This is a genomic window from Nocardiopsis mwathae, assembly GCF_014201195.1.
In the GTDB taxonomy this organism is placed as follows: domain Bacteria; phylum Actinomycetota; class Actinomycetes; order Streptosporangiales; family Streptosporangiaceae; genus Nocardiopsis_C; species Nocardiopsis_C mwathae.
In genome coordinates this window covers 2,190,535-2,214,942 of sequence record NZ_JACHDS010000001.1, presented here as the reverse complement: position 1 = coordinate 2,214,942, position 24,408 = coordinate 2,190,535, and the positions used below count along the sequence as shown (strand labels likewise).

The following is a 24,408-nucleotide window of genomic DNA, read 5'->3' as shown; positions in this document are numbered from 1 at the left end:
CGGCGCCTCACAGCCCCAGCCGCGTGACGGCGTTGTCCTCCAGCGGGTTGGCCGTGCGGATGTAGCCGTGCACCGTGCGGGGGTTGGCCCAGCGGCCCTGCCGCATGATCTCCCGGTCGGCGGCCCCGCCCAGCGCCGCCTGGGTGGCGAACCCCGAGCGCAGCGAGTGCCCGCTGAACGCGCTCGCGTCCAGCCCGGCCCGCTCGGCGTAGCGTTTGACCAGCTCGGCGACGGCCCGCCCGGAGATCGCGCGCGCCCCCAGGCGGCCGTGGCGGTCGATGGGAACGAACAGGGGCCGCCCGGTGCCGTCGGCCAGGTCGGTGCCGGTGTAGGTGTGGCAGCGGTGGGCGGGCGCCCCACCGGAGTGGTGGGGATCACGCACGGCGGGGTCGGCGTCCAGGAATGCGCGCAGCCCCGCGGCGCCGCCGTCCCGGTGCGCCCGCACGGCATCGGCCCAGTCGGCGAACGCGCACACCGGGCAGGTGGTGCTGCGCCGCCCCCGGGGCAGGGCGACCTGCTGGCCGTGGCGGGCCTCCTGGTCGGTCTTGGTGGCCGCCAGGCGCACGACCAGCAGCGGGTCGCCGGTCTTGGCGTCGGTGTCCAGGGCGATGTCGTCGAAGGTCAGTGCGGCCAGCTCGCTGCGGCGCAGGGCCCCGGCGAAGCCGGTGAGCAGCAGCAGGGCGTCGCGGCGCCGGGCGGCGCCGGTGGGGTGGCCCGGTGCGGGCCGCTCCTGGAGGAGGGCTTCGAGGGTGTGCAGGAGCACGGGGCGCTTGCGGTCGGGGCGGGCGCGGCGGCGCCGCCGGATACCGCGCAGGGTCATGCGGACGACGTCGGCGCGGGTGGGCGAGGTCAGCCCGTGGGCGCCGTGGACGGCGGCGATGGCGGCGGCCTTGCGCTCCAGGGTGGAGGGGGACAGCGCCCAGCGGGTGGGGTCGCCCTCGCCGAGGGTGTCGGCCGCGGCGGCCAGGTAGACGGCGACGTCGACGGGGTCGGCGGGCAGGGCGCGGCGGCCCTCGGCCAGGCACCAGGCGCTGAAGGCGCACCAGTCGGACCGGTAGGCGCGCAGGGTGTTGGGCGACTGGGCGGAGGCCAGGTAGCGGCTCAGGGCGTCGGCCTGCTCGTCGTCGAATCTGCGCCGTACCTCCTGCAGGGCGCGGGTATCCACGAGCACGCTGTGCGCTCCGTGTTCCAGCCGGGTGCGGACCTCGGCCGGCAGGACTTCGGCGGCGCCGCCGCCGGGGTGATGGGGATCCTGGTTGTCGTCCACGACTGTCCATCATGGCGCATCGGGGCCGGCAGGCGGTGCGGGGCGCGCGGCGGCGCCCCGCACCGAGGTCAGCCCAGGGCGCCGCCGATGGCCGCGGCCATGTCGGCCGGGGAGGCCAGGGAGAACAGCACCGCCCCCGACAGCAGCAGCGCGAGGGTGAACATGACCGCGGCGACCTTGCGGCGCAGCGCGGCGGCGGCAGCGGCCCCGCCCAGCGGCACCAGCAGGGCGAAGACCAGCAGCCAGACGAGGTACCAGGCGGTGGTGCGCCGGGCGGCGTCGGTGACCTCCTCGGCGTTGAGCATGGCGAAGCCCTCGGCGAGGTAGAGCAGGAAGAACAGGGCGGATCCGCCGAGCCAGGCGATGGTGAGCAGGCTCCACACCGCCACCGGCCAGCGGCGCGGCTCCTCCAGGACGACGGGGGTGCGGGCGGCGGGCCGCGCCGGGTCGGTGGCGGGGGTGGTCGGCGCCGCGGGGTCGGGGCGCCGACCCCGCGGTTTCCGGGTGTTCTTCTTCTTCGGTGACACGCGCCCTCCAGTGGCCTTGCGCGCGGCCCCCTGGGCACGGCCGCACCGGCCCCACCCTAGGCGGCGGGGGCCGGTGCCCTGGTCATGCGGCGATGAACAGGTGGAGCCCGATCGTGCCGTCCACCGCGGTCGGGGGGGGCGCTTCGCAGCCGGGCGGGTGCTCGAATAGCTCCGCGTCCTTCGCACCCTCCCCCGGCTGAAGCAAGGGGGTTCCTGGGTCAGGAAGCCCCGCAGGTCGGCGACCGGCGAGGTCGTACTCCCTCGACTCCAGCCGGGTTGGACCCGGCCCGGGGTAGCGAAACGAGTCCGAGAACGAGTCCAAGAAGGTGCACGCGCTCGGTTCTCGCAACGTGCCGGTGTGCCAGCGGCGAAACCCCGCGCCCTGCCCTGCCCCGCAGGGGTTCGATTCCTCCCCGGCCCGAAGGCCGGGGCATCCTCCACGGAGATTCGGTGACGCAGCCCGTGCGCCGTCCGCTCGGCTGCCGCGGCGGGTTCGGCGGGCGGCGCCGTCGGCCCACCTGAAGGACGGAGGCCGGCCGGCTCAGGCCAGGAGAAGTTTGGCCAAGGCCAGGTAGGCGATCGGCCACAGCAGCAGCGCCAGCGACCAGCGCGCGGCGACGCGGTCCCCGGCGACCGTGGTGATGGCGGCCGCGAGCAGCGGCAGGCCCACCGCGGCGCCGAAGCCCAGGGTGAACCACTCGGCGGCCGACCCGGAGTCGGCGGCCACGGCCTTGAGGTAGCCGACGGGCCCCAGGACCACTCCGGCCAGTCCCAGGATGGCCGCAGTGACGCGGACACCGACGGGGTGGCGGGTGTTGCGGATCGGAGGGCCTCCATTTTCGACCGGCGGCAACGGGGATCGCACCTTCTCCCACAGGGTTCGCGAGGCGCCGCGCCGGGGCGTGCGCGGCGTGGACGGAGAATCGAGCACGGTGTCGGTGATGCCTTTCAGCGGGACGGGTGAAGCGGACGGCGGTGTCGGTCGGGCGGGTGGGGCGTGCCGGCGGCGGACGGCGGCGGGCGGTCTCCGGGGGCGCCACCCGGACGCGATATCGACCATCCAACTCGGCTCGGGCCTGTCGATCAAGAGGGAACGGGGCCGAGTGTCGTCGATCTCCCCCGCCTGTCCGCTGCGGCGCGGTACCGGATCGCGTGCGGCGTCGGCGTGTCGTCGGCGTCACCGCGCGGGCGGGTGCGGCCAGGGGTGTGCCCGGTGGCACAGTCCGGCGAATCCGGCCAGGACGCGCAGTTCGTTCACCGAGCGCGGGGCCGCGGTCAGCAGGTCCGGCGAGTAGACCAGTGCCGCCAGCACCTGGGCGCGGGACAGGGCCACGTTGAGCCGGTTGCGGGAGAGGACGAAGTCCAGGCCGCGCGGCACCTCCACGGCGCTGGAGACCGTCATGGAGCAGATCACCACCGGCGCCTCCTGGCCCTGGAACCGGTCGACGGTGCCCACGCGCGCGCCCTCCAGGCCGGCGTCGCGCAGGCCCCGGCGCAGCGCACGCACCTGCAGGTTGTAGGGGGCGACCAGCAGGATGTCCTCGGGGCGCAGCGGGCGGGCGGGGGCGCCGGGCTCGGTGTAGGCGGTGCCCACCAGGCGGCGGGCCAGGCCCACGGCTGCCTCCACCTCCTCGGGGCTGTGGGTGCTGCGCCCGGTGTGGCCCACCTGCAGCCGGTACAGGCCGGCGTCGATGCCGTCCAGGCCGCGGCGGGCGGCCGAGGGGTGGGCGTGCAGCCGGCCCCGGTAGGACAGGTCGGAGACCGGGGCGCACACGGCCGGGTGCATGCGGCGGGTCTGGTCCAGGAAGTAGCCGCGGGAGGCGTCGATGATCTCCTCGTCGCCCACGAGGTGCTCCAGGGCCGAGGCGTCGGCGCCGTCGGCGTGGGTGCCCTGGACGACCTGCGGGAGCTGCTGGGGGTCGCCGAGCAGGACGAGGTTGCGGGCGGCGGCCGAGACGGCGAGGGTGTCGGCCAGCGCGAACTGGCCGGCCTCGTCGATGATGAGGACGTCCAGCGGGTCGTCGAGCATGGTGGCGTTGGCCATGCCCCAGGCGGTGGCGCCGATGAGGTGGCCGCCGTCCTGCTTGGCTCGCCAGGCCGACAGGGCGTTGAGGCTGCGGGGCTGGTGCCAGGGCGCGTCGGGGTCGGGCGGCTGCTTGCCGTTGGGGCGCTTGGCGGCGGGCACGGGGACGTCGGCGTCGGCTCCGGCGCGCACGGCGGCCGCCAGGACGTTCTCCACGGCCTTGTGGCTGGTGGAGCAGACGCCGACGGTGGCGCCGCGGGCGACCAGGTGGGTGATGAGCCGGGCGGCGAGGTAGGTCTTGCCGGCCCCGGGCGGGCCCTGAACGGCCAGGTAGGAGCCGTCCAGGCGGTCCACGGCGGCGATGGCGGCCGCGATGGGGTCGCCGCCGTGCTCGGCGGGGTCGGGCAGTGCGGTGCCGCCGCGCAGCCGGGGTGGCAGGCGGCGCAGCACGTCCAGGCCGGGCTCGGCGCACCAGTCGGGACGGTGGGCGATCGCCCGCTCGACGAGTGCTTCCAGTGCGGCGTCCTTGGGTGCGGCCTGGATGGGCGGCCCGGGCAGGACGGCGGCCGGGGCGCGGGTGTAGAGGTGCTCGGGGTCGGCGGTCTCGGTGAGGGTGAGCCGGTCGGCGGATGCGGCGGTGACGGTGGCGTCGACGGTGTCGGCGCCCTGTCCGGGCGGGCCGGGGTAGAGGAGCCGCACCCGCTCCTCGGCGGTGAAGGGGTGGGGCCGGGTGGGGTCGGCGCGCAGGCGCAGTTCGCGGCGGGCGCGGCGCTGGCGGCCGGTGGGCTCCTGCCACTCCCCCGCCTCCACGCGGACCGGCACCAGGCAGTCGTTGTCGGCTTCCAGTTCTTCCACCGGGGCCGAGACCCGGCGGAAGAACTCCCACCAGGAGGGCTTCTCCTCGCGGGGGTAGTAGCCGGCCAGGGCGGCCAGGCGGGCGCGGGCCTGCTGGGCGGCGTCGCGGGCCAGGGCGTCGGCGGGTACGCCCTCCAGGAGGGGTTCGGTCAGGGCGCGCAGGCGCGCGTCCTTCTCCTCGCGCTTGCGGCGCCGCTCGTCCTCCTCGGTGCTGAGTTCGGTCTGCGCGGCCGGGCGCACGGTGATGCCCTCGGCGGTGCGGCGCTCCTCCAGCCAGTCGCGCAGCCGGGCGGTGGACACGCAGTCGTCGAAGTTGTAGGCGCCGATGTCGGCGAGGGTCTTCTCGGCGCGGTCCCGGTCGCCGGCCTCGCGGGCGCCGAGGTAGTCGGCGTAGGCGTCGATGCTGGCGGTGGCGGTGGCCACGTCGCCGTCGCGGGTCTCGAAGTACAGCGGCTCCAGGTACTTGATGGAGTAGGAGCGCTGGGAGACGCGCAGGCTCTTCTTGACCACGGTGTAGAGGTCGATCATGCGGCCGGTGCGCAGCAGGCGGTCGACTTCGGCTTCGCGGGTGGCGAATGCCGAGGCCAGGGACGTGAGGCGGTCGACCTCGTAGGAGGCGTAGTGGTAGATGTGCGCGTGGGGGTCGGCGTCCAGGCGGTCGGTGGCGAAGTCGACGAAGTCTTCGAAGGCGCGCTTCTCTGCGGCGCGGTCGTGGGCCCAGAAGGCATGGAAGCGCTGGGTGCCGTCCTCGGTGACGGCGCCGAAGAGGTACTCCAGGCCGCGGCCGTCGGCGCCGTCGAAGTAGGGGTAGCCCTCCATGTCGAAGAAGATGTCGCCGGGGCTGGGGGCGGGGAGGGCGGCCAGTCCGTCGGGGGCGTAGACCTCGGCGATGACCTGTCCGGTGGGGTTGGCCGGGGTGCGGGTGGCGTCCTGGCGGACCTGGAGGGCGGCCTGTTCGCGCAGCCGGGTGTAGGTGTGGCGGGGTAGGTCCGTGGGCCGGTCCTGCGGTGTGGCGGCGGCCAGGGCGTCGATGGTGGTGATGCCGGTGTCGGTGAGTTTGCGGGCCTGGTCGTTGCGGATTCCGGCGACGAGGGTGAGGTGGCGGGCGGTGGTGCGGCCCTGTCGGCACATCTCGGCGTAGGCGCAGCCGTCGCAGGCGGGGCGGGGTTCGCCCCACAGCGGGTCGGGGGCGGTGATGGGGGCGCACAGGCGCGCGGTGAGGCGGTCGGTGACCGAGGCGAGCAGGGGGGTGAAGTCGGCGACCCGGTAGGCGTGGGTGGAGCCGTCCCCGGTGACGAGGTACATGTGGGCGGGGTCGCCCTGGCCCATGCGGGCCAGAGCGGCGGCGTAGGCGGCCAGCTGCACCAGTGCGCCGGGGCCGGGGTGGTGGGCGAGCTTGGTGTCGTAGGGCTCGTAGGTGCCGGTGCCCGTGCGGGGCCGCCCGGTGGCGGGGTCCAGGTCGTCGCGGATCAGGAAGTCGGCGCGGCCGTGGAAGGCGACGCCGTGTCGGCCGGGCTCGTAGAACACGCCCTGGTAGACGACGGGTGCGCCGGAGCGCATGGCGGCCGCGGTCTCCTCGGCGGCGCGGCGCATGGCGGCGTGGGTGGGTTCAGGGTTGTCGATGGCCACGACGCCGTCGCTGAACAGGGACCGCAGCCGGTCGAGTTCGGCCTGTTCGTGGGCGGCGCCGCTGCGGGCGACCAGCGGGTCGATGTCGGCGGGGGCGGGCGCGCCGGGCAGGTGCGCGGCCAGCGCGGCCTTGAGCGCGCTGCGGTGGTCGCACTCCATGGCGTCGACCAGGTCGGTGGGTGAGATCACCCATCCGGTCTCGTTGCGGAACACCGTCCTCTGCCACCTCCCGGCGTCGCTGTGGGGGCATTGTGTCACGGGGCGCGCACCCGGTCGGCGGTGTCGCGCGGGCCGGGTGCGCGGGCGGAGGAGAAAAAGAGGAGAAAAGGGGTGTGGCTCCCCGGGGACCGGGGTCCCGGGGAGCCACGCGGCGGCCACGGCCGCCGTTGCGGCCTCGGGTGGGCCGGGGGTCGGCGCCTAGCTGACGATCTGCCAGTCGACGTTGACGACGCCCTGGCTGGCCGAGGCGATGGAGGTGAAGGACGCGGTGGACAGGTCCAGGCAGCGTCCGGCGATGTAGGGGCCGCGGTCGTTGATGCGCACGGTGACCGACTTGCCGTTGGACGGGTTGGTCACCTTGACCATGGTGCCCATCGGCAGGGTCTTGTGGGCCGCGGTCATCGCGCTGGGGTTGAAGGTCTCGCCGCTGGCGGTGGGCTGCGGGTCGCTGTACATCGACGCTTCGCAGGAGCCGCCCTGACCGGTGGGGGTCAGTCCGGAGTCGTCGGACGAGGAGGACGAGGAGGACTCCTCGTCCTTCTTCTTCGGCTCCGGCTTGGGCTCTTCCTTCTTCGGCTCGGCGGCCGAACCCTTGAGCGGCTGGGCGGCCTCCTCCGATGCCTGGTCGCGCTGCTCCTCGGTCTGCTTGCGCTCATCGGCGTCCGGTGCGGCCGGGGTGTCGGAGGCCTCGGCGCCGAGGTCGTTGACCTCGGCGGAGGGCACCTTCATCTCATTGGCGGCGCTCTGCGGGCCGTCCAGCTTGCCCATGTCGCTCAGAACGGCCGCGCCGGCGGTGCCGCCGGTGATGAGGACGGCGCCTGTGGCCGCGGCCGCGACGACGGCGCGCTTGGTCTTCAGGCGTTCGAGCAGCGGAGTACGAGAGGGCTCATGATTGCCCACGAGGAAAGTCCTTTGAACGGAGACAGGGACCGGCTGTGCGCACGGGGGCCGCGGAACCATGGGGGTTCTGCTGCGGGTGCCGGGGGCACAGCGCTTCCACCCGGAATCACGGGGCGGGGGTGGCCGGTCGGGGGTTAAGCCGCAGGTCAGGGCTATCGACCGACTCGGGAGAGCGTACGCATAACGGGAGGGTCACGGAAACAAATTCGGGGGGTTTGTGTTACTTGTCACTTACTTTGTCTACGTTGGGTCTGCTTTACGCTCCCCTGTGTAGTGCGTGGGGTGATGCACACCATGCGGACTCCTGCGCCCGCGCTCGCCCCCTCCGGGCCGGGATGCCCGACCTGCGACCGTCGCAGAACGGCAACGCGTTCCCGCCTCCGGGGAGACCCGTACCCCTTGACGCTCCATGGAGGTTCCGCCGACGGCGGCTCGGGTAGTCCGGGCATGACCAGCCGAACACCACAGGGGGGCACACATGATCGCCAAGCTGTCAGAAGCGGGAGTCACCTCCGGCATGGCCTACTCCGCCGGGGCCGCTTCCATCGGGCTGAGCATCCTCACCTGGCTCGCCTCCAAGAAGGGCGAGGACGCCGACATGGCCCGCGCCGACCGCTGGGGCATCTTCGTGGGCCAGTGGGCGCCCACCTTCTTCGCCCTCGGTGTCGCACTGCGCCTGGAGGAACGCAAGAACTAGCCGCCGGGGTCGGCGCACACCCGGATCAGACCGGCGGGCTCGGCCGCAGGGCGGGCAGCCCGTCGGGGAACAGCTCCTTGGCCGGGTCGGCCAGGTCCACACCGTTCAGCGCCGCCGCTGCCCGGGACAGCTCCGGGGTGTCGACATGGCCGCCCACCGACCGGATCGTCGCCCGCAGCGCCTCGACCACGTCGGCCCCGCATGCCGCCGCGGCGTAGTGCGCGGCGACCGCGGGTGTGCGCGACTGCCCGGCCGCGCAGTGCAGCAGCACCCGCTTGCCCTCCGCCCGCAGCGCCGCCACCGCGCGTGCCGCCTCGTCCAGCACGAAGTGCAGGTTGGGGTTGACCCCCTCCCGGTCGGCCAGCCACACCTCCACCCGGTCACCGGGCGCAAGGCCGGGCGGCACGTCGCCCGGACCCGTGCGGCACAGCGACACCACCGCCTCGGCGCCGCGCCGCGAGCGCACGTAGGCCAGATTGCACAGCGTCACCCCCGGGTCGTAGGGGTGGGCGACCGCGAACGGGTGGCGGATGTGCGGGCTGTCGCTGCGGCCGTTGCGCACCTGCTCGGGCCAGACCCGCGGATCGCTGCCCCGCGCCCGCACCACACCCCGCGTCACCAGGCTGCGCGGCGCCACGGTGTCGGCCAGCCGCCGCTGCGCCTCCAGCGGGATCCCCGACATCCCCCAGCGTGCGCCCGCCAGCGCCCCGGCGTACATCGCCGCCGCGTCGCCGCCGCGCGCAGAGGCCCGCCACACCGCTTCCACCAGCTGCGAGCAGGGGAAGGAGCCGCGCGCGGGATCCGGCGCGGGCACCGGGGTGCGCAGCACCGACCGCCACGCCGTCGCGATCGGGCCGCGGTCGGAGGCCACCTGGTCCATCGGCGGCACCTGCCCCTCGGCCACGGTACGCGCCAGCGCCACCGTCCAGGCCCGCTCCGTGGGGCACTGCACCCCCGTCGCCGCCGCGGCGGGGTCGTTGAGGCCGGCCAGCGCCGTGCCGATCAGCCAGGCCAGCCGCGACGGCCCGCCGGCGCGGCCGTTGGGGTGGCACACCCCGGCGGTCACCGCCGGGGGTGCCCCGACGATGCACGCCGCGGCCGCCGCGCCCACCCATGCCCCGGCGGCGCGGTCCAGCCGCGGGTCGTCGCGGTCCCAGACCGCACCGGTCTCGATCTGCTGCGGGGCGGAGGACATCGGCTCTCCCATCGCGTCGCACGGTCCGCACGCCTCCTACATTCCCTCTAGAGAACAACTGGAAGGCAGGTTGCCGGATCCGGCCACACCGCGGGTGCCGGATCCCGGGCCGGGTAACGGGATGATGACGATGACACCGCGGCGGAGGTATCGATGAACGACACCACGTGCAGGAAGCCCCCGTGCCGAAGCCGACTCCGGTGATCTATGACTGGAAATGTTCCAGGTGTGGATTCGTCAGCGAGGATTTCCGCACCGAATGCCGAATCTGTGGGAGCCTGACGTGAGTGGGTTGAGTGATCTGCATATCGTCACCGTCACGGCCCTGGAGAACACCGGGGCGATCCGCAGGCACGGCAGCACCGCCACCGACACCGAAGTGGCCGTCACGCTGCCCGACGGGGCCCTCCGGCGGATGGCGCCCCAGGACCTGCACGGGTTCCTCGCCGAAGTCTGCGCGCAGCACCGCCGCTCCACCGGCGAGGACCACCCGCTGACCGCGCTGCCGGCCGAGTGGAAATGACTCCGCAGCACCGCTCCGGTACGGTCCCCGGTCGCCCCGGAAGCGCCCCTTACACCGGCTGGGCGGCCACCGCTTCGCGGTAGCGGGCCGCCACCGCCTGGGCCACGGCGCCGTCCGGGCACAGCGGGTCGGCCACCGCATCGGCACCGGCCTCGGCCAGGCGCCGGTGGAACAGTCCCGGCGCCAGCAGCCAGGACGCGATCGCGACCCTGCCCGTCCCCCTCCCCTGGCCCCGTACGCGCGCCACGACATCGGGCACCCGCGGCTCGGCGGTGGCGATGTAGCCCACCTCCACGGGCGCGTCCAGCGCGCGCGACAGCCGCACCGCGGCGCCGCGCACCTGGGCGCGCGCCCCGGCGTCCGACGACCCGGCGGCCGCCAGCACCACCGCGTCGCCCGGCACCCACCCCGCCCGGCGCAGCCGCCGCGCCGCGGCGGTGATCAGCCGCGCGTCGCCGCCCAGCGCCCCGGCGACCACGGCATCGGCCCGCCCGGCCCGCTCCAGCTGGGCGGGGATGTCCACGTGCACGTGGTACCCGGCGGACAGGAACGCCGGGACGACCACCACCGGCCCCTCGACGGCGGCCGCGACCTCCCCCACATCAGGGCCCAGGACGTCGGCGAAGCCCAGGTGTACCGGTACGCCGGCGCAGCGGGCCGCGTGCCGGGCCAGCGCGCGGGCCACCGCCACGCCGTGCGGGTCGCGGGTGCCGTGGACGGCCAGCAGCAGTGTGGGGGCGTGCGCGCGGTGCGCGGCGCCGGGCGCCGCCGCCGGGGACTCCGGGGCGGCGGCCAGCGGGTGTGAGGCGGGCATCGGACCTCCTCTAGGCGGGGCAGTCGCCGCTGTCCAAGGCCAGCCGGTAGCCCCGCTTGACCACGGTCTGGATGATCTTGGGGTCGCCCAGGGCGGTGCGCAGCCGGGCCACCGCCGTCTCCACGGCGTGGGCGTCGGCGTCGCCTCCGAGGCCGGCCAGCAGGTCGGCGCGGTCGCGTACCTGGCCGGGGCGGCGGGCCAGTTCCCGCAGCACCCGCATGAGGGCCGGGGAGATGGGCCGGACCACCCCGTCGAGCAGGACCGCGTGGCCGCGCAGCCGCAGCCGGTGTCCGGCGACCGGTAGCAGGGGGTAGCGGTCGGGCAGCTCCTCGGTGAGCTTGCGGACCTGGGCGCCGATGCGGGCGCGGGCGGGCCACACGGTGGGGATGTCGTGGGCCATGAGGGGGCGCGCGGTGACGGGGCCCACGCACATGGCCAGCGCGCCGGTGCGCAGGGCGGCGACCAGCGGGTGCCGCAGGCCGGTCTGCTCGGCGCGGGCCAGCAGCCCGGCGGCGGCCGGGGCGCTGGTGAAGGTCACCGCGTCGACGGCGCCGCCGACGACGCCGTCGATGAGCCGGTCCAGGGGGGCGACGTCCTCGGGTTCGGTCCACCGGTAGATGGGGACCTCGACGACGTCGGCGCCGGCCATGCGCAGGGCTGCGCAGAAGTCGGGCAGCGGCTCGCCGTGCAGCTGGACGGCGACGCGCAGCCCGGACACGCCGGTGGACAGCAGGTAGTCCAGGACTTCGGCGGAGGACTCCGAGGGGGGCGACCACTCCTCGGTGAGCCCGGCCGCGCGGATGGCGCCCTTGGCCTTGGGCCCGCGGGCGATGAGCCGGGCGTTGGCCATGGCGGAGACCAGCCCCTCGGCCTGCCCCCAGGTCTCGCAGGCCTCCACCCAGCCGCGGAATCCGATGCCGGTGGTGGCCACGACGACGTCGGCGGGCTCGGCGATCAGGCGGCGGGAGACGGCGGCCAGGCGCTGGTCGTCGCTGAGCGGGACGATGCGCAGCGCGGGGGCGCACACGACCTCCGCGCCCTTGCGGCGCAGCAGGGCGGCCAGCTCGTCGGCGCGCCGCGCCGCGGTGACCGCGACGGTGAACCCGGCCAGAGGGGGTACCGCGGCGGCGGGTTGGGGGCGGGTGCGGGGCGGGCTGTGGGGCGGGCTGTGGGCGGAGGTGCTCACCGCGACTCCCCCGCGGGCCGGGCGCTGACCTGGACGGCGCCGTCGTGCTCGCGCACCCGGTGGGTGGCCAGGCGTACCTGGGGGTCGTCCAGGCAGACGCCGGTGCGCAGCGAGAACACCTGCTTGAGCATGGGAGAGGCCACGGTGGGCTCCCCGGCGCGGTCGCCGACGATGCCGCGGGACATCACCGCCGCGCCGCTGAACGGGTCGATGTTGTCCAGGGCGTAGAGGGTGCCGTCGTGGGTGCGGAACAGGGCGGCCTGGCCGCCGCAGGGCAGCAGGACGGCCACACCGCGCTCGGGCAGGAGCCGTTCGGCGGGGCAGGCGGGGACCCACTGGCCGTCGGGGGTGGTGGGCACCGCGGGCAGGGCGGTGGGGGCGGGTGCGGTCATCGGTCAGACCTCCACGGGTGCGGATCCGTTGGGTGCGGGCCGTGCGTCGCCGACGGGCGGTGCGGGCATGCCCAGCGCGACGGGGCCGGCCGGGACGGGCTGGTCGCGCTCGGTGGCGAAGCTGATGGTGGGGTCGGGGGCCTGGGGGGCGTTGGCGAAGGACGCGAACCGGGCGAGCTTGTCGGGGTCCTCCAGGACGCCGCGCCATTCGTCGGCGTAGGCGGCGACGTGGGCGGCCATGTCGCGTTCCAGGTCGGCGGCGATGCCCAGGGAGTCGTCGACGACGACGGCGCGCAGGTGGTCCAGGCCGCCCTCCAGGTTCTCGATCCAGGTGGAGGTGCGCTGCAGCCGGTCGGCGGTGCGGATGTAGAACATCAGGAAGCGGTCGATGTAGCGGATGAGGGTGGCGTCGTCCAGGTCGGAGGCGAGCAGTTCGGCGTGGCGGGGGGTGAAGCCGCCGTTGCCGCCCACATACAGGTTCCAGCCCTTGTCGGTGGCGATGACGCCGAAGTCCTTGCCGCGGGCCTCGGCGCACTCGCGGGCGCAGCCGGAGACGGCGGCCTTGATCTTGTGCGGGGAGCGCAGGCCCCGGTAGCGCAGTTCCAGGTCGATGGCCATGCGTACGGAGTCCTGGACGCCGTAGCGGCACCAGGTGGTGCCCACACACGATTTGACGGTGCGCAGCGCCTTGCCGTAGGCGTGCCCGGACTCGAATCCTGCGTCCACCAGGCGGGCCCAGATCGCGGGCAGCTGTTCGACGCGGGCGCCGAACAGGTCGATGCGCTGGCCGCCGGTGATCTTGGTGTAGAGGCCGAAGTCGCGGGCGACCTCGCCGATGACGATGAGCTTGTCGGGGGTGATCTCGCCGCCGGGGATGCGCGGCACCACCGAGTAGGTGCCGTTGCGCTGGAGGTTGGCGAGGAAGTGGTCGTTGGTGTCCTGCAGTGCGGCCTGCTCGCCCTCCAGGATGTGGCCGCCGCCCAGCGAGGCGAGGATGGAGGCCACGGCCGGCTTGCAGATGTCGCAGCCGCGCCCGGTGCCGTGCCGGTCGATGAGCTCGGAGAAGGTGCCGATGCCGGTGGCCCGCACGATCTCCAGGAGTTCGGCGCGCGAGTGGGTGAAGTGCTCGCACAGGGCGCTGGACTGCTCGACCCCGGAGGCCTCCAGCAGCTGCTTGAGCATGGGCACGCACGAGCCGCAGCTGGTGCCGGCGGTGGTGCAGCCCTTGAGGGCGGCCACGTCGCAGGCTCCTCCGGCGATGGCGTGGGTCAGGTCGCCCTTGGTGACGGCGTTGCAGGAGCAGATCTGGGCGTCGTCGGGAAGGGCGCCGGCGCCCACGCCGCCGCCTTCGGCTCCGGCCGGAGAGATCAGCGCCAGCGGGTCGCCGGGCAGCTCGTGGCCGACCAGGGGGCGCAGCGCGGCGTAGGCGGAGGCGTCGCCGACCAGGACCCCGCCCAGCAGCGTGGAGGCGTCGTCGGAGACGACGAGTTTGGCGTAGCGGCGTCCGGCGGCGTCGTTGACGACGACGTCCAGGGCGCCCTCGGTGCGGCCGTGGGCGTCGCCGAAGCTGGCCACGTCCACGCCCAGGAGTTTGAGCTTGGTGGAGGTGTCGGCGCCGGTGAAGGCGGCGGTGCCGCCTACCAGGCGGTCGGCGACGACCTCGGCCATGGCGTTGCCCGGGGCGATGAGCCCGTAGACGGTGCCGGCGTGGCAGGCGACCTCGCCGACGGCGTAGATGTCGGGGTCGCTGGTGCGGCAGGCGTCGTCGATGACGACGCCGCCGCGTTCGCCGATCTCCAGGCCGGCGGCGCGGGCGATCTCGTCGCGGGGGCGGATGCCCACGGAGAACACGACCATGTCGGCGTCGATGCGCTCTTCGCCCAGGCGGACCGCTGCGGGGCGGCCGTCGTCGCCGGCCTCGATGCGGGAGGTGCCGGTGCCGGTGTGCACGGTGACGCCGAGCTCGTCGATCAGGCGGCCCAGCAGGGCGCCGCCGCCCTCGTCGATCTGGGCGGGCATGAGCCAGGGGGCGAGTTCGACGACGTGGGTGTCGACGCCGAGCAGCCGCAGGGCGTTGGCCGCTTCCAGGCCCAGCAGGCCGCCGCCGATGACGACGCCGGTGGTGGCGGCGCGGGCGGAGTCGGTGATGGCGTCGAGGTCCTCGATGGTGCGGTAGACGTGGCAGCCGGGCAGGTCGTGGCCGGGAAGGGGTGGCACGAAGGGGTAGGAGCCGGTGGCCAGCACCAGGGTGTCGTAGCCGAGGACGTCGCCGGTGGAGGTGGTGACCTTCTTGGCGGAGCGGTCGATGTCGGTGGCGCGTTCCCCCGAACGCAGCGTGACGCGGTCGCCCAGGTCGCCCAGGCGCAGGTCCTCTTCGGTGGCGCCGTCGAAGTAGGAGGACAGCGCGACGCGGTCGTAGGCGGGGCGCGGTTCCTCGCCCAGGACCACGATGTTCCAGCGGCCGTCGGTGTCGCGGTCGCGGATCGCTTCGACCAGGCGGTGGCCGACCATGCCGTTGCCGATGACGACGAGTTGTCTCATGTGCGAGTTCTTCTCCCTCGGTGGTCGGCTGGTGCCGGTGGCGGCGCCGACCGGTCGCCTCCGTGGGTTTCCAGGCAACCCAGGGGGTGTTTCCGGGTGGTCAGCCGTGTGTGACGCGCATGTTTCGTTTCCCTGCCATCGCAGGTCACGGTGTGGTGAACGGGCGGTGGGGTGCGGCAGGGGCGCAGGTCGGGGGTAGAGCGGGGGGCGGGCGGGCATGGTGCTAGGTGCGATGTCGACCAATGTTTCCACCCGTGCCGGGCGCGCGGCGGTGTCGCTGAGCGCGCTCGCGGCCGGTGACGCCTTCGGGGCGCGGCTGCTGGAGCCCGACGGGGCGCAGGCGGTGCGCGGGCGGGTGCTGCCGCCGGGGCCCTGGGAGTGGACGGATGACACCGAGATGGCCTGCTCGGTCTATGCGGTGCTCTACCGCTGCGGGCGGGTGGACCAGGACGCGCTGGTGGCGGGTTTCGCCGCGCACTACGACGCGCTGCGCGGCTACCACCGGGCCACCGACCACCTGCTGAGGTCGGTGCGGGCGGGCGGTGACTGGCGGGCGCTGGCGCCGGCCCAGTTCGGCGGGGCCGGCTCGTGGGGCAGCGGCGCGGCGATGCGGGTGGCGCCGCTGGGCGCCTGGTTCGCCGACGACGTGGCCGAGGCGGCGCGCCAGGCGGCGCTGTCGGCCCGGGTGACCCACACCCACCCCGACGGTGTCGCCGGGGCGGTGGCCGTGGCTGTCGCGGCGGCGGTGGCGGCGCGCGGGGACCCGCTGGGGTCGCACGAGTTCCTCGACGAGGTCCTGGACCACGTGCCCTCCGGGACCGTGCGCGAGGGTGTGGCCGATGCGCGCGCCCTGCTGATCTCCGCCGATCCGTGCGCGGTCGCCGCGGAGCTGGGCTGCGGTGAGCTCATCGGCGCCCGCGACACCGTGCCGTTCGCGCTGTGGACGGCGGCCAAGCACCACGACGACTTCCCGGGGGCGCTGTGGGCGGCCGCGGCGGCGGGTGTGCGGGCCGGCGGGGATCTCGACACCACGTGCGCGATCGTCGGCGGGGTCGTGGGCACCCGGCTGCCCGGCGGTCGGCTGCCCGAGGAGTGGCGGCGGCGCACCGAGCCGCTGCCGGAGTGGGTGCCCGTGTGAGGTCTCCCCCGGGCGGCGCCCCCTCCCCCGGCAGGGTGGGGGTGGGGGCGCCGCCCGGGGTGGTGTGGGTGCCCGCGGCCGGCGGCGGCCGCGTGGGTCGGCCGGGCGTCAGCGCACGGTGACCGACTTGGTGGCGGTGCCGGTGGCGCCCTGGTCGTCGGTGACGGTCAGGGTGACCTCATAGGTGCCGGCGGTGCTGTAGAAGTGCCAGGTGGTCCGGCCGCTGCCGGTGGTGCCGTCGCCGAAGTCCCAGCCGTAGGAGACGATGGTGCCGTCCGGGTCGCTGGAGGCCGAGGCGTCGAAGGCGCACAGGCCCCAGAAGGAGTAGCAGGTCGCGTCGAACGCGGCGGTGGGCGCCTCGTTTCCGGGGTCGGTGCCGACGGTGAGGTCCACCGACGCGCTGCCGGTGGCGCCGGTGGAGGCGGTGACGGTCAGGGTGACGGTGTAGGTGCCCTCGTCGGTGTAGGTGTGGGTGGGGGTGGCGTCCCGGCTGGTGGTGCCGTCGCCGAAGTCCCAGGCGTAGGCGGTGATGTCGCCGTCGGGGGCGGCGGAGCCGGTGCCGTCGAATCGGCAGGTCAGAGTGGTGTCGTCGCAGGTGTGGCCGATGACGGCGGTGGGTCGGTCGCCGGGTGCGCTCTCGCCGTCGGCCGGGTAGGTGTCGGGGTCGCCGACGTCCAGCAGCGGTTCGTGGAAGCCGTCGTTGGAGGTGTCGCGCCAGTCGTGGTTGCCGGTCTCCTTGATCGTCTCGTAGACGGCCATGACGTCGGCGCGGCTGGTGGGCTTGGCGTCGCCGACGGCGAGCAGGCCGGCGGCGCCGGCGACGTGCGGGGCGGCCATCGAGGTGCCGCTGAGGGTGGAGTGTCCGCCGCGGAGGTGGGTGGACAGGATGCACACGCCCGGCGCGGCGACGTCGACGACCTGGCCGAAGTTGGAGAAGTCGGCGAGGGTGTCGTCGGTGTCGGGGCGGCAGGAGGGCGACCCGCCGATGCCGCCCGGCTTGCCGTCGGAGTCGGCGAGCGCGGAGACGGTCAGCACGTCGCCGTGGTTGGCGGGGAAGAAGTTGCGCGCGTCCATCCGGCTGTTGCCGGCGGCCACGACGTGCACGATGCCCGCGTCCACCGAGTTGGTGATGGCCCGGCTGACGGCCTGGTCGAAGCAGTTGGCGCAGCCCAGGCTCATGTTGGCGACCTCGATGTCGGCGGCGCGGCCGGTCACCCAGTCGATGCCGGCGGCTATGGCGCGCATGGTGCCGGTGCCGTTGTCGTTGAGGACCTTGACGCTCCACAGTCGGGCGCCGTTGGCCACCCCGACGACGCCGGAGTCGCTGTCGATGGCCGCGGCGGTGCCGGCGACGTGGGTGCCGTGCCCGTGGCCGTCGTTGCCCGAGCCGTCGCGGCAGGTCCCGGTCGTGCAGTCGGTGCGCTCCACGATGTCGAGGTCGGGGTGGGCGGCGATGCCGGTGTCGAGGATGGCGATGTCGACGTCGGCGCGGAAGTCGTCCCGACCGTTGATCTTCAGGTTCTCGTTGTCGGGGGCGAAGACGCGGGAGATGCCGGTGGGGATCTCCTGGGAGGCGATGCGGACGACCGCGTCCTCCTGCACGAAGTCGACCTCGGGGTAGGAGCGCAGCTCCTGGGCCTGGGCCTCGGTCATCTCGGCGGCGTACCCGGTCAGGGCGTGCTTGTAGACGCCCAGGGGGCGGTCACCGTGCCGGTCGGCGACCTCGCGGGGGTCGGCGTCGTCGTCCAGGACGACGATGTAGGCCTTGGTGGGTTCTGTTGCGTCGGGGGTGGGATCGGCCGCGGCCGGTGCCACGGAGAGCACCGGGATGAGTGCGGCGGAGGCGAGCACGGCAAAGATTCTTCGCATCGTGTCGTCAGCCCTTCGGCGGGCCCCTGGTGGGGAGGGGCGTGGGGGATGTGCGGGGGCCGCCTAGGGGTCGGGAGCGGGGTGGATCCTTAAGGCGGCTCCTGGACAGCAGCATCGGCCGAGTGGGCGGTAGTGGAAATACGTATTACCTACGTAAAGTTGGCCGCCGGGCCGGGCTACGTAGCGGAGGCCGCACCGGGTCATCGGGCGATGGGGGCCGTCTCCCGGGCCGGGCGGCCGTAGGTCAGCCTGCGCAGCGCCGCCTCGGCGGGGCCGCGCACGCCCGCGCGGCGCATCAGGTCGGCCAGCACGACCGTGGCCAGCCACACGCCGACGCCGGTTGCCACGGCGGCCGTGTCGGACATCCGGCCGGCAAGGCCCAGGGCGTAGGGGGAGAACAGCACCGCCCAGGCCACCGACTGCAGCAGGTAGCAGGTCATCGACCGCTGCCCGGTCGCCGCCAGGGCGCGGGTCACCGGACCGGGGCTGGTGCCGATGCGTACGGCGATGAGCGCGATCAGCGCCGCATACCCGAACCCGCCGGCGTACCCGGTCACCACGTGCGTCCAGAACGCCGCGGCTTCGGCGAGCGTCCCGGCATCCCACAGTTCGGTGGTCACCAGGGCGTAGGGGACGCCGCCTAGCACGGCCAGTGGGATGCCGATACCCGCCACCCGGCGCAGCAGGTCGCGGTGGCGCTCGGGCTCCTCCAGCAGGCGCCGCCGCGCCGCCCAGGCGCCGATCATGAACGGGAACACGGTGATGATGACGAGCAGCGGCGTGGTGAACGGCCAGGAGAACAGGCGGATGAGCAGGTCAGTCAGCGCGGTGGCTTCCGCGGGGTAGGCCCCTTCGCCCTGGGCCGCGCTGTTCAGCGCGGAGGAGTTGAAGAGGGTGTAGACGAGTGATCCCACCGCCAGCCAGGTGAAGGCGTGCGCCAGCAGGCGCCGGTCGGTGTACCGCAGCGTTCCGGCGAACAGCAGCGCGACCAGGCCGTAGACGGAGATGATGTCGCCGTAGTAGATGAAGGTGACGTGGGCCAGCCCGATGGCGACCAGCCAGCGGCCGCGGCGGCGCAGCAGGCGGCGCACCCACGGCCACTCCCGGCCTTCGGCGGTCCGGCGCAGGTAGACCTGGGTCAGGCCGTAGCCGAACAGCGCCGCGAACATGGGGTAGCCGCGGTTCTCGGCGAACAGGGTCACGGCGCCGGTCACCACCACGTCCAGGGTGCCCGAGAGTGTGTAGCCGCCCTCTGGGGTCTGGATCAGGCGGAAGATGTGTGCGTGGACCACGGCGATCACCAGGAGCATGACGCCGCGGGCGAGGTCGGGGGCCAGTGCGCGCTGGGACGGTGCCAGCCCCGCGGCGGGCGGGGCTCCGGGTGCCGAAGTGCCGGGCATCGTGGGGCTCCGATCATCGGGTGCGCCGATTCTGCGATCGGCCACGGTAGTTTGGATACGCTCCCGTATCCAAACTCTTTTTTCTAAGATACGGGACCGTATCTCAAAGGGTGGGTGTGCATGGGTGACCGGAACCGGACAGGCGCGCGGCCCGCGGAGCCGCCCGCGCCGTCGGCGACCCGGCCTGAGCCGCGGGTCCAGCGCAGGCGCGGCGAGCACCTCGTCCACGCCATCGAGGACGCCGCCGTGGCCGAGGCGGCCGACGTCGGTGCGGGCCGGCTGACCATGGAGGGGATCGCCCGGCGCGCCGGGGCCGCCAAGACCTCCCTCTACCGGCGCTGGTCCAGCCCCGAGGACATCCTCATCGACGCGCTCTACCGCCGGTTCCCCCAGGAGTCGCCCTCCCCGTCAGCCGACGACCTGCGCGGCGACCTCATCCGGGCCCTGCGGCTCATGCGCGATTCCCTGACCTCCGATCCCCTGGGCAAGGCGATGGTCTCGGTCATCGCCGAGTCCTTCCGGCGCGCCGACCTCTTCGACGCGCTGTGGGAGCGGGTCTTCCATCCCCGCGGTGGGCGCTTCACCCGCACGGTCCTGCTGCACTACGCCGAGCGCGGCCACCTCGACCCCGCCCGGCTGACCCCTGTGGTCGTCGACATCGGTGAGGCGCTGATGGCCAAGTACGCCTTCGACCACCAGCAGGCCCCGCCCGACGAATACATCGCCGCCATCGTCGACCAGGCCATCCTGCCCGCCGTCGGTGCTTCGCCCGCCTCCTGACCGGCCGCCGCGGATCAGCGCCCGCGCGCCAGCTCCTTGCGGGAGCGCAGGCCCAGCTTGCCCAGGGCGTTGGCGACGTGGGTCTCCACCGTGCGCGGGGACAGATACAGCATCGCCGCGATCTCCCGGTTGGTGCGCCCGCCCGCGGCGAGCCGGACGATCTCCTGCTCGCGGGGCGAGAGCGCTCCCCCATAGCCCCGCTGCCCCACGTGCGGGGTGCTGACCCCCCGCTCGCGCAGGGCCCGGCGGCAGCGCGCCGCGTCCCATGACGCGCCCAGGACCAGGTAGGCGCGCAGCGCCTCGGCCAGCACCGCGGTCTCCCCCTCTCCCGGCAGGCAGCGCCCGCGCGCCTCCAGCATCCGCGCGGCGTCATAGGGGCGGGGCAGCGCCCGGTAGGCCGCCTCGGCCTGCGCGAACAACGCGGCCGCCTCCGCCGCCTGCCCCCGGTGCTCGGCGACCAGGGCCCGCCAGCGCGGCAGCGCCGCCGCCGCGGCCGGGGCCGCTGCGCCCTCCACCCCTGCGGCGAAGCGCGTGAGCAGGTCGTCGGCGAGCGTGTCGTGCCCCAGCGCCAGCAGCGCCTCCAGGCCGGGGGTCAGGTCGCTGGCCCACACCCAGATCCCCTTGGACCGGATCAGGCACAGCACCGGGTCGATCCCCCGCCAGGCCCCCTCGGCCTCCCCGCGGGCCAGCAGGATCCGGCCCAGTGTCCCCAGGGCCGCCGCCCGGATCGGCACCAGGTGGGCCGCCGCGGCACCCCCGACCCCGCGCAGCAGCTCCTCGGCCTCGGCCGGATCCCCCTGCGCCAGCGCCAGGTTGGCGCGCACCAGGTCGATCTCGGCGGCCACCAGGGGAAGGCCGGCCAGGTGCGGGGAGCGCGCGGCGCCCCGGGCCCGCTCGGCCAGGCCCTCCCAGCGGCCCCGCGCCCAGTCCAGCAGCAGACCGGTGGACTCGGCCCCCACCAGGACCAGCGTGAAGGGCACCTCGGCGGTGGTCGCCAGTTCGGTGGTGAGCCGCAGGTAGTGCTCGGCGCGCGGGTAGTCGCCCAGCATCACCGCGGCGTCGGCCAGATTGAGGGCACCGCGGGTGAACTCACGGCGCTGCGCCCGCTCCAGCGGGTCGGCGGGGTCGGGAAGGGCGACCTCCCAGGCGCGGGCGTCGCCCAGCTGGGCCAGCAGCGTGGCGCGGTTGACCGCGACCGCCGTGCTGATGACCGGGTCGCCGCTGTGCCCGGCGGCCGCGGTGGCGCGCCGCAGCCACCGGCGGTGGGCGTCGACGGGCTCGGGGGTGGAGCGCGGCACGGCCAGGGCGGACATGGCGCGGGCGGCCAGGGCGGGGCGGTGGGAGAGCTCGGCGCAGGCGCGGGCCAGTTCGTTGCGGGCCTGGGCGCCCTGCCCGGCCTGGTTGAGCAGCAGCAGGCCCAGTTCCAGGCGCAGTTCGCCGCGGATCCCCGCGGACAGGCCCTGCTCGTCGATGATCTGGCGCAGCAGGGTGATGGTCTCCTCGGTGGCCAGGCCGGTCAGGGCCGCCCGGCCGAGCTTGACGGCCAGGCGGCTGCGGGCGGCCGGGGTGAGGCGGGGCCGGGTCAGGGCGTCGCGCAGGAGCTCGGCGGCGGTGCCGTCGTCGCCGGTGGCCACGGCGCGGTCGGCGGCCTGTTCGGCATAGGTGGTCCAGGCGTCGTGGAGGCCGGCCTCGCGGCTGTGGGCGGCCATGGCGGCGTACGGCGGGTCCGGTTCCGTGCCCAGGACGGCGGCGGCGCGCCGGTGCAGGCGGCGGCGCCGGGCCAGAGGCAGGGAGTTGTAGGCGGCCTGGAGCATGAGGGGGTGGGGGAAGCCGATGGCGCCGTCGGGGGCGGTGTGCAGGATGCGGCGGGTGAGGGCCTGGTCCAGGCCACGGGCGGCGTGGACGGGGGTGAGTTCGGCGACGGCGGTGAGCAGGGCCTCGGTGGCGGGTTCGCCCAGGACGGCGGCGGTGTGCACGATGGCCCGCGCGTGGCGGCCCAGCCGGGAGAGGCGTTCGAGCAGGGCGTCGCGCAGCGCGGGGGGCAGGCCGGTGTCGTCCGGGCCGGTGGGGCGGGCGGGGTCGGTGCCGGTGGCGCGCAGGTGGCGCAGGAGTTCCACGGCGGCCAGGGGGTTGCCGCGGGTGCGGGTGTGCAGGCGGGCGGCGAAGCCGCCGGGCAGCGGGCGGTGGTCGCCGAGCATGGCGTCGCACAGGTGCCCGATGTCGTCGGGGGTCAGGGGGTCCAGTTCGAGTTCGGCGCGGAACGTTCCGGGTGGGAGGCGGGCGGCGAGCGCCGCCACGGGGTAGTCGCCGGGTAGCTCTTCGGGGCGGTAGGTCAGGACGAGGGTGAGCCGGTCGGGCGGGCGTGGGACGAGGAAGTCCAGCAGGGCGCGGGTGTCGGGATCGATCCAGTGGACGTCCTCGATGACCAGCACGGCGGGGGCCAGGGCGGTGAGGATCTCCCGGAAGGCCCGGAAGAGGCGGTGGCGTCGGCTGCTGTGGTCGGCCGGCGCGGGCGGGGGGTCGGGCAGCAGGTGGGCGCATTCGGGCAGCAGCGGGTGCAGGGTCCCGCACACGGGGTTGAGCCTGGCGGGGATGGGAGCGCCGCGCAGGGCCTCGATGAGCGGGCCGTAGGGGAAGGGGGCGGGTGCGGGGTGGCAGCGGCCCAGGAGCGGCCCGGCTCGGGCGGGGGCGTCGGGGGGCACGCCCAGCTCGTGGACGAGCCGGGTCTTGCCGGTTCCGGCTTCGCCGGAGATGAGGACGACGGCGCGCTGCTGTGCGGTGGCCCGGGCCAAGAGGCCCCGTTCTCTGTCCCGGCCCACGAGTGGGGGGCTGCACACGCCTGGAAGGTACAGCGGATCGCGTGCGCAGCCCATCGCCGCCGCGGTTACGAATTCGTTTTTATCCCGCTATGGGGGCTGTTTCAGGGTATTTCGGTCGCGGTGCCGGAGCGGCCGGTACCGGCCGCTCCGGGTGGCTGCACTGTGTGTGCCGTGGGTAGGCGCGTAGTCTGGAAGAGTGGTCACCGTCGAGAAAGGCTCGTCCATGCTCCCGGCCAGCGGCAGCTCCCGCACCTCGATGAACTGCCCGCGCTGCTGGAACGACTTCGTCCCCGACGACGACATCGGCTACTACGCCAACTGCCCCTTCTGCAAGGGCATCGTGGAGCTGGCCGAATCCCCCCTGTTCCAGCCGCCGCACATCGACCAGAAGAACTGCTCCAACTGCGGCGCGATGATCGAGACCTGGCGCAAGACCTGCCCCACCTGCGGCGCCGACACCAACTACTGAACCGCGAACTACTGACACACGCGCGCCCGCAGGTGGCCCTCCCGGGGCGGGAACACGCCGCGCGCCAGGAGCTCCAGGCAGCCTGCGATCGCGATGACCTGCACCAGCAGCACCCCGGTGAGGACGAACAGCTGCACCGCGCCCGCGGCCAGGGGTGAGGCCCCGGCCATGAGCATCCCCACGAACGCGCCGGGCAGCGTCACCAGCCCGACCGTGCGGGTCTGATCCAGCGCCGGGACCAGGGCCGAGACCGCCGCCGGGCGGCAGATCTCCAGCACCGCATCGCGCGGGCTCATCCCCAGGGCCAGTGCCGCCTCCACCTCTCCCCAGCGCAGCGCCAGGGCGTCCATGGCGCGGAGCCCCGCCAGCGCCGTCGCGGTCAGCCCGGCGCCGATGAGGATCCCGCTGATCGGAATGAGCACGAGCCCTTCGAGGCGCACCACACCGGCGGCCACCAGCACCCCCACGAACGGCACCACCGCCACCCCGATCGGCAGCACCGCCACAGGCGCGCGCCCGCGGGTGGTGAACCGCCGCCCCGCCGTGAACCCGGCCACGCCCAGCATGACCGCCACATACAGCAGCGTCAGCGGCCCCGAGCTGACGACGGCGGCGATGATGATTGAACCCTCCCCCAGCTAAAGCAAGGGGATTCCTGGCTCAGGAGGCCCCGCAGGTCGGCGACCGGCAAGGTCTTACTCCCTCAACACCAGCCGGGTTGGAACCAGCCCGGGGTCTTGAAACGAGTCCAAGAAGGTGCACGCGCTTGGTTCTCGCAACGTGCCGGTGTGCCAGCTTGGTTCTCGCTCAGCACAGCGCTGAGCTTACCCAATCATGTGGGCGGCGTCTCACCTTTGGGGCGAAACCCCGCTCCCTGCCCTGCTCCGCAGGAGTTCGATTCCTCCCCGGCCTGAAGGCCGGGGCATCCTCGAAGGAGACTCAGTGACACCGCCCCCAGCTGCACCACCGCCCGCAGCCCGGCCCGCAGCACCGCGGCCCCCTCCCTCAACCGGGCGAGAGCCGCGACAGCGGCGGCCACCAGCGCACTCAGGACGATCGCAACGACCAGCGGCGGCCCGAGGGGAAGCAGCGTGGAGGAGTCGCTCATGGACCGATCATGCCCCCGGATCCTCCCCCGCAGGGGAGGTTCCGCCCACTAGGCTCA

The 24,408-nt window shown here is 74.4% G+C and carries 20 protein-coding genes; 5 read left to right on the top strand and 15 right to left on the bottom strand.

Features of this window, described 5'->3' with window-relative positions; all coding sequences use genetic code 11:
• Positions 1-7: 7 nt before the first annotated feature.
• The 5 genes from HNR23_RS09305 to HNR23_RS27175 all read right to left on the bottom strand — a co-directional run bounded on the left by HNR23_RS09305 (position 8) and on the right by HNR23_RS27175 (position 7,420).
• Entirely contained in the window at positions 8-1,267 is a 1,260-nt protein-coding gene (locus HNR23_RS09305) for a tyrosine-type recombinase/integrase (protein WP_184075018.1), read from the bottom strand.
• A 68-nt stretch (positions 1,268-1,335) separates the two neighbouring features.
• Entirely contained in the window at positions 1,336-1,794 is a 459-nt protein-coding gene (locus tag HNR23_RS09300) for a hypothetical protein (RefSeq protein ID WP_184075017.1), read from the bottom strand.
• A gap of 541 nt (positions 1,795-2,335) precedes the next feature.
• Positions 2,336-2,647, bottom strand: coding sequence for a hypothetical protein (locus HNR23_RS09295; RefSeq protein ID WP_184075015.1), 312 nt, complete (start codon positions 2,645-2,647; stop codon positions 2,336-2,338).
• Between the two features lie 324 nt (positions 2,648-2,971).
• Entirely contained in the window at positions 2,972-6,514 is a 3,543-nt protein-coding gene (locus HNR23_RS09290) for a TM0106 family RecB-like putative nuclease (RefSeq protein WP_184075013.1), read from the bottom strand.
• Positions 6,515-6,718: 204 nt separating this feature from the next.
• Positions 6,719-7,420 (bottom strand): septal ring lytic transglycosylase RlpA family protein, encoded by a 702-nt coding sequence (locus HNR23_RS27175; protein ID WP_184075011.1) that lies wholly within the window; start codon positions 7,418-7,420, stop codon positions 6,719-6,721.
• Between the two features lie 478 nt (positions 7,421-7,898).
• On the opposite strand from HNR23_RS27175, the gene HNR23_RS09280 reads away from it, so the two are divergent.
• On the top strand, positions 7,899-8,117 hold the full coding sequence (locus HNR23_RS09280) for a hypothetical protein (RefSeq protein WP_184075010.1): 219 nt from the start codon (positions 7,899-7,901) through the stop codon (positions 8,115-8,117).
• Between the two features lie 25 nt (positions 8,118-8,142).
• Here HNR23_RS09280 and HNR23_RS09275 read toward each other — a convergent pair whose 3' ends face one another.
• Complete coding sequence (locus HNR23_RS09275) at positions 8,143-9,324, bottom strand: hypothetical protein (RefSeq protein WP_246421664.1); 1,182 nt, start codon at positions 9,322-9,324, stop codon at positions 8,143-8,145.
• Positions 9,325-9,604: 280 nt separating this feature from the next.
• Here HNR23_RS09275 and HNR23_RS09270 point away from each other — a divergent pair, with 280 nt between their 5' ends.
• Positions 9,605-9,835 (top strand): hypothetical protein, encoded by a 231-nt coding sequence (locus tag HNR23_RS09270; RefSeq protein WP_184075009.1) that lies wholly within the window; start codon positions 9,605-9,607, stop codon positions 9,833-9,835.
• Positions 9,836-9,884: 49 nt separating this feature from the next.
• On the opposite strand, the gene HNR23_RS09265 is transcribed toward HNR23_RS09270, so the two are convergent.
• The 4 genes from HNR23_RS09265 to nirB are packed head-to-tail and all read right to left on the bottom strand — an operon-like array spanning position 9,885 to position 14,768.
• The gene (locus HNR23_RS09265; protein ID WP_184075008.1) at positions 9,885-10,649 is read right to left on the bottom strand and encodes a sirohydrochlorin chelatase; all 765 of its coding nucleotides are present in this window, start codon (positions 10,647-10,649) and stop codon (positions 9,885-9,887) included.
• A gap of 10 nt (positions 10,650-10,659) precedes the next feature.
• Positions 10,660-11,835, bottom strand: a complete 1,176-nt coding sequence (locus HNR23_RS09260; RefSeq protein ID WP_184075007.1) for a uroporphyrinogen-III synthase — start codon at positions 11,833-11,835, stop codon at positions 10,660-10,662.
• Complete coding sequence (gene nirD, locus HNR23_RS09255; protein WP_184075006.1) at positions 11,832-12,227, bottom strand: nitrite reductase small subunit NirD; 396 nt, start codon at positions 12,225-12,227, stop codon at positions 11,832-11,834. The genes HNR23_RS09260 and nirD overlap by 4 nt, the downstream gene beginning before the upstream one ends.
• 3 nt (positions 12,228-12,230) lie before the next feature.
• Complete coding sequence (gene nirB, locus HNR23_RS09250; protein WP_184075005.1) at positions 12,231-14,768, bottom strand: nitrite reductase large subunit NirB; 2,538 nt, start codon at positions 14,766-14,768, stop codon at positions 12,231-12,233.
• Positions 14,769-15,000: 232 nt separating this feature from the next.
• Between nirB and HNR23_RS09245 the strand changes: the two genes are divergently transcribed.
• Positions 15,001-15,906 (top strand): ADP-ribosylglycohydrolase family protein, encoded by a 906-nt coding sequence (locus HNR23_RS09245; RefSeq protein ID WP_184075004.1) that lies wholly within the window; start codon positions 15,001-15,003, stop codon positions 15,904-15,906.
• 108 nt (positions 15,907-16,014) lie between these two features.
• Here the strand turns inward: HNR23_RS09245 and HNR23_RS27170 are convergent, their stop codons facing one another.
• Entirely contained in the window at positions 16,015-17,775 is a 1,761-nt protein-coding gene (locus tag HNR23_RS27170) for a PKD domain-containing protein (protein WP_184075003.1), read from the bottom strand.
• A 200-nt stretch (positions 17,776-17,975) separates the two neighbouring features.
• Entirely contained in the window at positions 17,976-19,175 is a 1,200-nt protein-coding gene (locus HNR23_RS09235; protein WP_184075002.1) for a DUF418 domain-containing protein, read from the bottom strand.
• 120 nt (positions 19,176-19,295) lie between these two features.
• On the opposite strand from HNR23_RS09235, the gene HNR23_RS09230 reads away from it, so the two are divergent.
• Positions 19,296-19,955: a TetR/AcrR family transcriptional regulator gene (locus HNR23_RS09230; protein ID WP_184075001.1), complete on the top strand. Its 660-nt coding sequence runs from the start codon at positions 19,296-19,298 to the stop codon at positions 19,953-19,955.
• A 14-nt stretch (positions 19,956-19,969) separates the two neighbouring features.
• Here HNR23_RS09230 and HNR23_RS09225 read toward each other — a convergent pair whose 3' ends face one another.
• Complete coding sequence (locus HNR23_RS09225) at positions 19,970-22,792, bottom strand: AAA family ATPase (RefSeq protein ID WP_184075000.1); 2,823 nt, start codon at positions 22,790-22,792, stop codon at positions 19,970-19,972.
• A gap of 178 nt (positions 22,793-22,970) precedes the next feature.
• Here HNR23_RS09225 and HNR23_RS09220 point away from each other — a divergent pair, with 178 nt between their 5' ends.
• Entirely contained in the window at positions 22,971-23,243 is a 273-nt protein-coding gene (locus HNR23_RS09220) for a hypothetical protein (RefSeq protein WP_184074999.1), read from the top strand.
• An 8-nt stretch (positions 23,244-23,251) separates the two neighbouring features.
• On the opposite strand, the gene HNR23_RS09215 is transcribed toward HNR23_RS09220, so the two are convergent.
• Both HNR23_RS09215 and HNR23_RS09210 read right to left on the bottom strand, forming a co-directional pair.
• Positions 23,252-23,824, bottom strand: a complete 573-nt coding sequence (locus HNR23_RS09215; RefSeq protein WP_394353817.1) for an ABC transporter permease — start codon at positions 23,822-23,824, stop codon at positions 23,252-23,254.
• 251 nt (positions 23,825-24,075) lie between these two features.
• Entirely contained in the window at positions 24,076-24,351 is a 276-nt protein-coding gene (locus tag HNR23_RS09210; RefSeq protein WP_184074998.1) for a hypothetical protein, read from the bottom strand.
• Positions 24,352-24,408 lie beyond the last annotated feature (57 nt).